Source organism: Acinetobacter zhairuonensis (assembly GCF_022601715.1).
GTDB lineage: Bacteria > Pseudomonadota > Gammaproteobacteria > Pseudomonadales > Moraxellaceae > Acinetobacter.
Genome location: NZ_JAKVIM010000026.1, coordinates 37,449 through 48,658 on the forward strand (window position 1 = coordinate 37,449; position 11,210 = coordinate 48,658).

At 41.1% G+C, this 11,210-nt stretch carries 8 protein-coding genes; 3 read left to right on the forward strand and 5 right to left on the reverse strand.

Annotated features, from left to right (window positions below; translation table 11 throughout):
* Nucleotides 1-7 precede the first annotated feature (7 nt).
* The 4 genes from MKI85_RS15945 to MKI85_RS15960 form a co-directional block, all read right to left on the reverse strand.
* The gene (locus MKI85_RS15945) at nucleotides 8-1,084 is read right to left on the reverse strand and encodes an aromatic ring-hydroxylating dioxygenase subunit alpha (RefSeq protein WP_241629130.1); all 1,077 of its coding nucleotides are present in this window, start codon (nucleotides 1,082-1,084) and stop codon (nucleotides 8-10) included.
* Nucleotides 1,085-1,299: 215 nt separating this feature from the next.
* Nucleotides 1,300-2,487 carry an OprD family outer membrane porin gene (locus MKI85_RS15950; protein ID WP_241629133.1) on the reverse strand — a complete coding sequence of 396 codons (1,188 nt, stop codon included), beginning with the start codon at nucleotides 2,485-2,487 and terminating at the stop codon, nucleotides 1,300-1,302.
* 11 nt (nucleotides 2,488-2,498) lie between these two features.
* The gene (locus tag MKI85_RS15955; RefSeq protein WP_241629162.1) at nucleotides 2,499-3,452 is read right to left on the reverse strand and encodes a formylglycine-generating enzyme family protein; all 954 of its coding nucleotides are present in this window, start codon (nucleotides 3,450-3,452) and stop codon (nucleotides 2,499-2,501) included.
* A gap of 29 nt (nucleotides 3,453-3,481) precedes the next feature.
* Nucleotides 3,482-5,164 carry an arylsulfatase gene (locus MKI85_RS15960; protein WP_241629137.1) on the reverse strand — a complete coding sequence of 561 codons (1,683 nt, stop codon included), beginning with the start codon at nucleotides 5,162-5,164 and terminating at the stop codon, nucleotides 3,482-3,484.
* 411 nt (nucleotides 5,165-5,575) lie between these two features.
* Between MKI85_RS15960 and MKI85_RS15965 the strand changes: the two genes are divergently transcribed.
* Together MKI85_RS15965 and MKI85_RS15970 are read left to right on the forward strand one after the other, a co-directional pair.
* Nucleotides 5,576-6,922 carry an MFS transporter gene (locus MKI85_RS15965; RefSeq protein ID WP_241629140.1) on the forward strand — a complete coding sequence of 449 codons (1,347 nt, stop codon included), beginning with the start codon at nucleotides 5,576-5,578 and terminating at the stop codon, nucleotides 6,920-6,922.
* Nucleotides 6,923-6,955: 33 nt separating this feature from the next.
* Nucleotides 6,956-8,239 carry an OprD family outer membrane porin gene (locus tag MKI85_RS15970; RefSeq protein WP_241629142.1) on the forward strand — a complete coding sequence of 428 codons (1,284 nt, stop codon included), beginning with the start codon at nucleotides 6,956-6,958 and terminating at the stop codon, nucleotides 8,237-8,239.
* An 82-nt stretch (nucleotides 8,240-8,321) separates the two neighbouring features.
* Here the strand turns inward: MKI85_RS15970 and MKI85_RS15975 are convergent, their stop codons facing one another.
* A complete protein-coding gene (locus tag MKI85_RS15975) occupies nucleotides 8,322-9,653 on the reverse strand; it encodes a D-serine ammonia-lyase (RefSeq protein WP_241629144.1) in 1,332 nt (443 codons plus the stop codon).
* A 259-nt stretch (nucleotides 9,654-9,912) separates the two neighbouring features.
* Between MKI85_RS15975 and dsdC the strand changes: the two genes are divergently transcribed.
* A complete protein-coding gene (dsdC, locus tag MKI85_RS15980; protein WP_241629146.1) occupies nucleotides 9,913-10,818 on the forward strand; it encodes a DNA-binding transcriptional regulator DsdC in 906 nt (301 codons plus the stop codon).
* Nucleotides 10,819-11,210 lie beyond the last annotated feature (392 nt).

The window sequence follows — 11,210 nt, forward strand, 5'->3', positions numbered from 1 at the left end:
TCCTTCTTTAAATTACGTGAATATTCGGAAATTTAACCACTTCAGGTTGTACAGCAGCTTGTCTTTCCTCATTCAATAAGCGGTCAATAATTTTGCGCGATTGAACCCCACCTGCATCAATATTCAGCATGAGCAGTTTACGTTGTGGATTATTCAGAATGTTTTGTTGCTGTTGTTCCAGCATTTCCAAATCTTCAGTAAAGATTTTGCCTTGTCCTTCACGAATTTTATCAGTAAGTTCGCTATTTTCAGGCTGGAAGTTGCGAGCCATACCCCAGAAATACCAATGTGATGTTTCTGTTTCAGGGGTAATAAAATCCACCACAATTGAAGAGACTTTTTTGTCTTTAGGGGCGTCATAACCGCCATGACCTGCATGTGCTACACCCACTTCAATATGCACATTACTTGGTGCAAAGAAGTGACAGCGCTGCCAACGATCGACTGGAACATCATCGGCTAAGTGATTACCACGGAGGGCCATTTGCCAAAATGGCGGTGCGATGACCTTTTCCATATAACGTTCGGTAATCACATGATCGCCATCAACTTTGGTGGTCGGTAAGGATTCATCAATTTCTTTTTGACCAATACTGCTGGAATGCACATAGGTTTCATGGGTTAAGTCCATGAGGTTATCAATCATCAAACGGTAATCGCAATGGATGTGGAATAAGCCACCGCCATAACTCCATTCAGGATGATCTGCCCATTCCAAAACAGGGAGTTTGGATTCATCGGCAAGGCTTTTTTCCCCTGGCCAGACCCAAATAAAGCCAAATTTTTCTACGACTGCATAAGCCTTGTTGCATGGGAAGCCGTTTACGCGTTGAGCAGGCATAGAAATGGTTTTACCTTCACAGCCCATCACCAGACCATGATAACCACACACTAAATTACCATCTTCAACATAACCTAATGACAGCGGTGCACCACGATGCGGACAGAAATCCTCGACAGCAGCAACCTTATTTTCTTTACCACGATAAAAAACAATTTTCTCGCCACAGATCGTACGACCAAGGGGTTTTTCTTGAACTTCTTCTGGACGGCATGCTACATACCAAGCATTTTTGATAAACATTGTGATGACTCCTTGTCAATTATTGGATCCAATTTATCGCATTTTGATTATGTGGTCAATTGGCATTTGGATTAATTTTAGGGTATTTATGGATTTTTACATGGATAATTCTGATTGTTAGTTGTACTATTTGTTCTTTTATTGGGGTTTAATTTATCATAATTGTATTTATGGATCCAAAAACCTATCGGTATAGGTTTTTGGATCGTGCTGAATTAAAATTTGAGGGTGTAATGCAGCATAAAGCGCTGTTCATCTAGGCTTTTGCCATTTTTGGTGTCGTAATCAATATTCAGGAACAGGAATTTGAGGTTTTTAACCCAGTGATTCATGTCATATTGAACCAAGATGTCGCTTTCTTGTTCAAAATTATCCTGATTATTGGTTTTGAACGAATCTCCATAGATATATTTGTAGGTAATTTTTAGACCTTTGATGTAATCCTGAAGATTATATGAGGCGACAAAATGGTAGGATTTTTCATCGGCTTTGGTGAAGGCGCCTAAAGTCCAATTGACCATGTGGGGGATAGGCATTCCGTCTAGTTTCGGGATGCCGTCTTTACCATAGTTCTCTTGATAGCCAAACCCTGTTTGCAAATTGCCATATTTAATAAAGTGCATGACACCTAATGAAGTGTTGTCATATTCTCCAATTTTAGCTGCTCCTATTTCATCATGACGGAACAGGCGTATTTTCGTAGTATGTTGAGGGGTCCAATTATAATCTAATGCAAAATAACTCTGGTTGATGATGTCTTGTAAATAACCATCATAAAATTTCCATGAGTATTTGCTGGTTTTACCATCCCAACTTAAAAAATATAAGCCGTCTGACTCTTGTTTGGAAATGGCTAACTTGTGGTAATCCTCCTCATTTCGGGGGGAGTAACGGTTAATTAAGCCTAGATTAAAATTCTGATTTTGATATTTATATTTGAGCTCTGCACCTTTGTAGTTGACTCTTAACTGATGAGTGTCGACTTGAGGTGTAAGCGGATCATCTGGTGTGAGTTCACCAAAATTAAATCGAGCATTCTGATATTCAATTCCCGCACCTAGACCATATTTTGTGTAGTCTTGCGCTTGTGATTTGCTGACAGGATCAAAAGGAAGTACAAAATCATTGCTATGCTGATCAGAGCTGAGGCGATAAGCATATTGCAGGCTAGGCATAAGATGAAGCTGTACTTGGTCAATTTTCATAGACCAGTCGCCCCTATAGAGAAAACCTTGGCTTAAACTACTGGAGTCACTGCTGTTGCTGTCTTCGTAGTCTCGATCGAAACTAAAGGTTTTTAAAACCAGATCGTTTTTAAAATTGTAAGATTCGGCACTGTGTGCTGAACAACAGGCAAAAAAAGCCCCTGAGATGAAAATCCCATTTTTAAAAATATGTTTCATTTTAATTCCATTTAAAAACGTTTGACTGTCCTAAAACCAACATGACTGGTGGCTAAATCGAGTTCTTGTGGGTGTCTTGCGGCAGCACGGTAACGTGCACAATAGTTGGATGCACATAAATAAGAGCCACCTTTAATGGTGTACTTCAATACCTCGCTATGGTTGACCCGATATTGCGCGGGGTCTCCCATGTGCTGGTCTCGTGGTCCTGTATATGGGGTTTGCGTCCATTCCCATACATTGCCAATCAGGTCGTATAACCCGAATGGATTTTTGTCAAAACACCCGACAGGTGAAACCTCAGAAAAACCATCATTTTGGTTATTTTGATAAGGGAATTCACCTTGCCAATAGTTGGCAGTGATGTGACCATTATGTTGAGGACCTAGATCGGAGTTTTGCTGAAATCCCTTTGCTGCATATTCCCATTCAAGCTCGGTGGGTAAATCATGTCCTAACCAATTTGCATAGGCATAGGCATCATTCCAAGTCACCATTCGCACTGGTTCATTCGGTTGAGGCTGCTTGCTGCTTTTTGGTCCCCAAGGGTGTTTCCAGTTGGCACCTTGTTCAAACGTCCACCAATTTAACTCTGCAACGGGTTGGGTGGGTTGAACGAACATGGCTGCGCCATTTTGTTTTTCTGCATCCGTAATATAGCCTGTTTGTTTCACAAACTCAGCAAACTGTGCATGGGTTACCTCTGTTGCATCAATTAAAAAAGCAGGAACCTGACTGGTTGTTTGGTTGAGTGGTCGTTCATCATCATATCCATTGGTGGTGCCAAGTTGTATGCTTCCTTGTGGAAGTTTGACCATTCCAGCATCTTTCTGCGAAGGCCAGCCATGAGGCAAGCCTGAATAGGCTGCGCACTTGGTGCGATTACCTAAATCTGAAACAGAATTCTGGTTGGCTTTATGGGAGCTATCTTGGCAAGCACATAATAGGATCAATGATGAAGACAAAATGGCTTGCTTCATCATTTTTCTGTTCCTTATTTCTTGTTGTATTGCTCAAAATCAACTACGCCGTTCTGATCTGCATAAGATAGGTATTTGGTATTTAAAATTTTGACGACATCTGGGTGCTGTGCATAGACATTGTGCTGTTCGTTAAAATCTTTTTTTAGATTATAAAGTTCCCAGCCATGGCTCTTGAATTTTGATGGAGAGTTTTCGACCAGTTTCCATTCATCATTTTTGGCATAGCGACTGCCATGAAGTTCTTTAAATTCATGGTAGTTTACAGGACGAATACGGGCTGCATTGTTTTTGAGTGCTGGGATTAAGCTGTAGCCTGAAGGTTGAATTTTTTTGCTATCAGCAGGGTATAGCTGGTTAGGTTGAATACCAGCCAATTCCATCACTGTAGGGAAAATATCGCGCACGGTTCCAAAGTTATTATTGATGCCACGATCTTTGGAAATATTACTTGGAAATTTCACGAGGAAAGGCACGCGTACGCCACCTTCTGTGGCTGCTGATTTCCAGTAGGTAAAAGGCGTGCTGCTGACTTCAGCCCAGCGGGGTCCCATGTAGACGTAAGAAGTAGCATTGCCAATATTTTCATAGCGGTTGTCTGCGTCACCCATCGGGAAGTTGTGGTTTCCACCTTCGGCACCATTATCTGACATAAACACAATCACAGTATTGTCATACTGGTTGTGCTTTTTTAGATACTGAATCACATCACCAACGCGGTCATCCAGTTGAGTGACCATGCCCGCATAAACTTCCATTTTACGTGCTTCATATTTACGCTCTTGCGGGGTTAATTGTTCCCAACTTTTGGTGTTTAAAGCATTGTTGCCGCTATTGGCTGGATATTCAGTATTTACGGGGATTAAACCTAATTTTTTCTGTTTATTAAATCGTGCCATTTTAATGGCATCATAACCTTGATCATATTTGCCTTTATACATATCACGATATGGTGCTGGTGCTTGAATAGGCCAGTGCGGAGCGGTGTATGCCATATAAGCAAAAAAGGGTTTGTTCTGGGTGTTCTTGTTCAGATATTCAAATGCTTTTTGGGTAAAGAAATCTGTGGAGTAGTAGTGATCTGGTAACGATACTTTTTGGCCATTTTCAGTATATTGTGTGGTGCGTGGATAATTCTGAGGTTGCTCTTTATAGTGTAGGTCGAATCCATCCAATAGTGCGAAAGATTGGTCAAAACCACGTGCTTTGGGGTTTTGATTTGTCTCAAAACCTAAGTGCCATTTACCTACCATAAAGGTGTAATAATCTTTATGTTTAAGCATTTCTGCAAGCGTATAAGCATTTTGGGTGAGGTGCCCAGAGTAGCCGTCTATTTTCAATAATGCGCGAGGACTATCTGCGCCAACCAATTTCTCTTGTCGTTTGGAGGTTTCATACATCGCTCCTAAACCTACCACATGATTGTCGGCACCCGTCATCAGTTGCGCACGTGTGGGTGAGCACATAGAGGATGTATGAAAGTTAAATAGCATTTTTCCTTGTGTCAGTAGGCTGTCGATGTGGGGAGTTTTAATTTCACTACCGTAGGCACTAATGTCGGAAAAACCCAAGTCATCGGCTAGAATAATCATGATGTTTGGTGGAGCTTTGACTTGGTTAGCCGCATAGCTAGGTTCAATCAAAGTGCTTGCGAGGATTAAGCCAAGGGATAATTGGCTTAGTTTTGTGTGTGTCATATGACAGTCCTTGAAAGTTCTTTTTTAGTGCATCATGCAACTAAGATATTTTTGTATTGAGCGCTTTGCTTAAAGGTCGGTGGCGCTAATAATAATAATAAATCACTTTAATGATTGGATCCACATTTTTTTAAAATAAAAAATTAGATGTATAAAATATTGTTATTTAATTGATATTTATATTATTAATAATATTTTTCATAATTATGAGATTGCTATATTGATTTTTTGGATCCAAACAAGCAGTATAGAAAAAGAGCAGGATGCTCTATAACACTGGTCTTCGCACAGGATCAACTTCAATTCTTAATTATTCCGTCAAGGCAATTATGGATAAGGATATGCATAATCACCGAATGCTACTTTCCTGCATGCTCGTAAGCATTTCTTATCCGAATTGAGAGGCACACAATGGATAGAAACGTTTTACACGAGATCAATCAAAACAAAATGAGCCGTTATCAATGGTTCGTGATTCTAATTTGTATTTTGCTCAATGTAATTGATGGCTTTGATGTCATGGTTATGGCATTTACCGCACCATCTGTGTCTGCAGAGTGGGCGTTGTCTGGTGCACAAATCGGAATTTTGTTAAGCGCAGGATTATTTGGCATGGCTGCAGGTTCAATTTTATTGGCACCGCAAGCGGATAAAATTGGTCGTCGTTTATTAATTTTAATTTGCTTAGTCATTGCTGGTTTAAGTATGTCGGCATGTGCCTTGGTGCAAAGTCATAGCATGTTGGCAATTTTACGCTTTATTACCGGTGTTGGTGTCGGAGGCATTTTAGCGAGCAGTAACGTTCTTGCGAGTGAATATGCCAATCTGCGCTGGAGAAGTCTTGCAGTAAGTTTAATGTCCACAGGTTATGGCATTGGGGCAACTTTAGGCGGGATTTTAACTTTTGTCTTGATTGAGCATTTAGGCTGGCGTTCAGTCTTCTTGGCTGGGGGTATAACAACCTTAGTCATGTTCGCGATTGCATTATGGTTATTACCAGAATCACTAGATTATTTGTTGGCAAAAAAACCAGCACGTGCTTTGGAAAATACCAATACGATTTTACAGCGTATGGGGTTAAAGGTTTTAAATGCCTTGCCGCAGTATGAACGTGAAGAACAGCAAAAGGGCAGCGATGTTGCCAAACTGTTTCGTGGGCATCAGGGTTTCCAGACGTTATGTCTATGGTTTGCATTTTTCTTGGTGATGTTTGGCTTTTACTTTGTCATGAGTTGGACGCCAAAGATTTTGATTGCCATGGGGATGTCTCGAGATCAAGGGGTAAGTACTGGTATTTTAATTAGTGTTGGCGGTATTTTTGGTGCTGCAATTATTGGGCTTCTTGCTTCACGCATTAAAATTTTCCACGCCCTCAGTTTATTCTTAGGTTTAACCGCACTGTGTATCTTCCTGTTTGTAGCCGTTTCTGCTCAGGTTAGTATTGCGCTTGCAGTTGGTTTGTTGCTTGGCACGCTTATTAACGGTTGTGTTGCTGGACTGTATTCCATTTCACCAACGATTTATGACGCTGAAATCAGAAGTCGCGGTGTAGGTTATGCAATTGGATTTGGTCGTATTGGCGCCATTCTTTCACCAACCGTTGCGGGTATATTTTTAGATCAAGGGATTGCTCCTCAGCAGCTTTATGCGTATTACGGCATTGTCTTTATCTTGGCGATTTTCCTGATTTTAATTCTGGGTAAAGCGGTTTATAGACATCAGCAGAGTCAAAGTTTGTCCTTAAATACTTCTGCGTAATGACCTAAATAAAATTTAAACGTTGAGATAATAATGAAAAAGACATCTTTATGGGTGGGGGTCTGCTTGTGCCCAATATTTGCAAATGTGACACATGCGCAGTTCATCGCAGATAGTCAAGCTGAGCTCACATTGCGTAATTTTTACTTTGATCGGGATTATAAACAGGATCCCTACCGTTATACGGCTGCTCGGGATTGGGCTGAAGGTCTGATTTTCAAAGGGCAGTCTGGATATACGGAAGGATCGGTTGGATTCGGTATGGATGTTCTGGCAATGGCTGGTTTTAACCTCATAGGCAATCGTGCAGATGATTATGCTCGTACGGGTTTATTACCCGTCAATTCCGATAATTCACGAGACGATTACTATGGAAAAATTGGTGTCACAGGCAAAGCGAAATTTCGGAATAATCAACTCTTTGTTGGGGATTTAGTTCCACAACTTCCGACCATTTTTTCATCTCCAGCACGATTGCTCCCACAGACTTATCGTGGTGTGAGACTGGTTTCGACTGAAATTCCAAACTTACAATTGGAAGGATTTTATGTCGATCAGGTTCGTCAAAGAGATTCGATTCATTACACCGATGCTGGAATTGATAATATTAATCGCCGTTATAACAATGCGGCGACAACGGATCATTTCTATACCTTAGGCGGGGCGTATCAACTCAATAATGCCTATCGCGTGCGTTTGTACCATGCTGAATTGCAAGATATTTATCAGCAACAATTTCTGGGCTTTAATGGCAAACAGCCGATTTCTGATCAATATAATTTCTTAAGTGATGTGCGCTTCTTTAATAGTGATGATGCTGGGAGTGAAAAAATCGGACAAGTCGACAACCGTCATATCAGTGGCTTATTTGGACTGAATTATCAGGGGCATACACTTTCGCTGGGTTATATGCAGTCATTTGGTGATACCGGTTTACCGTTCCTATCGGGTGCAGAGAGTCCTGTTGTACTGGACTTTATGAGTTCAGATTATTCCAACAAAGATGAAAAAGTTTACTCCGTACGCTATGACTATGACTTTAAAAATGTTCGACTCGGAGAAACATCACTCAAGGGTCTGCGCTTTATGACGCGCTATGCCAAAGGTGAGGATATTGATTTATTAAGCTTTGGTGATCAACGTTTTGAAGAAGAGTCTATGGAGGTTGAATTGGGGTATCGCGTACCAGAAGGACGACTCAAAGGCTTAGGGCTCAGAACGCGTTTTTCACATTATCGAAATGATATGCCCACCAATATGACCTTCCACTCGACGAATGAGACACGAATTAATGTAGATTATAGTTTTAAATTTTAATGAAGAACTTTGAATCATTCAGCCATCAAAGTTAATGGCTGAATGGTTTCATATCTCAATGTTAAAGTGGATGAAAATTCAATTAATTCTGCGCTTTTGCTAAATAATTCGCCATCTCTTGCTCAGGCACCATGCCACCACCCGTGCCCCAAACAATATGATTGGCATGCTGCAATTGCGTTGCTGTGAAATGATGCATGACTGCATATTCAGGATGTTGAGCAATCAACACAGGACCTAACATACCTGCCAAGGCAGAAGGTTCTAATTTGAGCTCTTCAGTTTGATGGAGTAGACCGAGTAATTGATACAGGGTTTGGTCATCCAACGTGTAAAGTCCATCCAGTAGTCTTTGCATGGCACGACCCACAAAGCCAGAAGCACGACCCACCGCCAGCCCATCCGCAGCGGTGATGTTATCAATCCCAATGTCCTGTACGGAAATTTGATCATGCAAACCTGTAGCTATACCCAACAACATACACGGAGAATGGGTCGGTTCGGCAAAGAAGCAATGTACATGGTCGCCAAAAGCCATTTTCAATCCAAACGCGACCCCACCAGGACCACCGCCTACGCCACAAGGTAAATAGACAAACAGCGGATGATCTTGATCGACTTGAATTTGGCGTTGCTGCAATTGCTGCTTTAAACGTTCGCCTGCAACCGCATAACCCAAAAACAGTGCCTGAGAATTTTCATCATCAATAAAGTGGCAGTTTGGATCTGTGAGTGCAGCTTTTCGACCTGCTTCCACCGCCACGCCATAATCTTCCAGATATTCGACCACGGTAACGCCGTGCGCGCGTAATTTATCTTTCTTCCATTGGCGTGCATCTGCGGACATATGCACCGTCACTTGAAAGCCCAGTTGTGCACTCATAATGCCAATGGAGAGTCCGAGATTGCCAGTCGACCCGACCGCAATACTGTATTGACTAAAAAACTGCTTAAATTCGGGCAGATTGAGTTTGGCATAGTCATCTTCGATGCTGAGTAAGCCTGCATCCAGCGCCAGTTTTTCTGCAAAACACAGCACTTCATAAATCCCGCCACGCGCTTTAATTGAACCTGAAATCGGTAAATGGCTATCTTTTTTTAGCCAAAGTGTGCCCTGAGTTTTTTTCCCGAATTGTGTTTCTAGCTGCTGCTGCATTTGGGGAATTGCGGCAAGTTCAGATTCAATAATGCCATGTGTTGCCGCGGTTTCTGGGAATGCAGCCATGAGATAAGGCGCAAAGCGTGCCAGACGGTCACGTGCATCCTCAATATCTGCTTGGTTCAGCCCAACAAAGGGTAATCCTTCTGCCAAAGTGGTGAAATTGGGGTTGAACCAAATGGTTTCTTTCAGTTCGATTAATTCCTTTACGATGGGATGCTGTTCACACAATTGTTGGATTTGCTCAGGATTCATATTGGGCACTCATTCAGGTATTTACTGGCTTTCAACGCAGAAATATTCCATTTGCAGAAAACTTATTTTGATGTATTTGAATGGATTTATAGGGATTGGTCAAATGATGATATTTGGATTTAACATTAGAAAAATTCATCTGAAGTGAGAGAAATCTCTTACATATATTCATAAGGGTGAGATAAATTAATCTTAAATTCATCACCCATATGATTTCGCTAGTTGATGAAGGAAATTGAATCCCGTGGAGAACGTACACATGGCAAAGAGCAGTTTAACGGGTTTTCAACTCTCCAAATTGTATACCTTTGAAGTCGCAGCTCGACATCAGTCCTTTGCCTTGGCTGCCGAAGAATTATGTCTGACCCCAAGTGCGGTGAGTCATCAAATCAACCAGCTTGAAAAAGAGCTTCAGCTCCAGCTTTTTTTAAGATTACACCGTAAGGTGGAACTAACGTCTGAAGGGCAGCGCCTTTTTATTGTATTACAGTCCTCATTGGAACATTTGAACCATGAACTGAATGCCATTCAAAATCAGGCTTTGGCGGGCTCACTGACCCTTTATGCACGTCCTTCAATTACCCAATGTTGGCTGATGCCCAGATTGCAGGATTTTATTCAGCAATATCCATTGATTGAGCTGTCGATTTTAACCGGCAATGACAGTGTTAATTTTCAACGCACAGGCATTGATTTGGCGCTTTATTTTGATCATCAACCTTCAGCCAATTTGAATTATCAGTATTTGATGGATGAGCAGATCATTCCCGTGTGTAGTCCAGCATATGCCAAAAAGATGAATTTGATGGGGCATGTGCAGCAGCTACAGGATTGTACTTTACTGCATGACAGCCAAGCATGGAACAATGGTAGGGGAACCGAAGAGTGGCAGAGCTGGGCACATCATTTTGGGTTAGAACTGGATACCTCGAAGGGCATGCAGTTTGACCGCTCGGATTTGGCGGTTTTGGCAGCTAAACAGCATTTGGGCATTTGTATGGGCAGAAAAAGACTGGTTCAGCCAGAGCTTGAACGAGGCGAGTTGATCATTCCATTTCCTGAAATGCTAATGGCGTGTGAGCAACATTATTATCTTGCTTCAGCACATGGTCGCTTATTACCCAAAGTCGAGGTTTTTGTGACGTGGTTAAAAGCGCAGGCTTGATCTTCTCAGCAATATACGCGCATAGTGAAAATAATTTTGTAAACATAAAAAACTGAATTCGGTCAAATATTCTGTGAGTCAGTCTCTTATAAAGCACCTTAAAAAATGGATAGAGATTTAAGAAATGAATTAAACTTATCATTTTGATTTTTAATCATATTAATTATAAATTTGGAATTGAATATTTAAAGTGTTTTTAATCACTACATCATGCATCTATAGCGTAAATAATACTGCATAATTTCCTTTCTATATTGTCAATTTACGTCACAAAGTGCCATAAAATTCAGCTTGGCGCTGGTCAAAAACGCTAAATTTTTATACTATACGGCAAACTTTATAATTACGACATTTACTTTATATTTATTAAAAACATTATGTTGAATCATATC

Bases quoted from the DNA above. Each gene is read 5' to 3' on its own strand.
- MKI85_RS15945 (WP_241629130.1), bottom strand. From the start codon at position 1,084: ATGTTTATCAAAAATGCTTGGTATGTAGCATGCCGTCCAGAAGAAGTT.
- MKI85_RS15950 (WP_241629133.1), bottom strand. From the start codon at position 2,487: ATGAAACATATTTTTAAAAATGGGATTTTCATCTCAGGGGCTTTTTTT.
- MKI85_RS15960 (WP_241629137.1), bottom strand. From the start codon at position 5,164: ATGACACACACAAAACTAAGCCAATTATCCCTTGGCTTAATCCTCGCA.
- MKI85_RS15965 (WP_241629140.1), top strand. From the start codon at position 5,576: ATGGATAGAAACGTTTTACACGAGATCAATCAAAACAAAATGAGCCGT.
- MKI85_RS15970 (WP_241629142.1), top strand. From the start codon at position 6,956: ATGAAAAAGACATCTTTATGGGTGGGGGTCTGCTTGTGCCCAATATTT.
- MKI85_RS15975 (WP_241629144.1), bottom strand. From the start codon at position 9,653: ATGAATCCTGAGCAAATCCAACAATTGTGTGAACAGCATCCCATCGTA.
- dsdC (WP_241629146.1), top strand. From the start codon at position 9,913: ATGGCAAAGAGCAGTTTAACGGGTTTTCAACTCTCCAAATTGTATACC.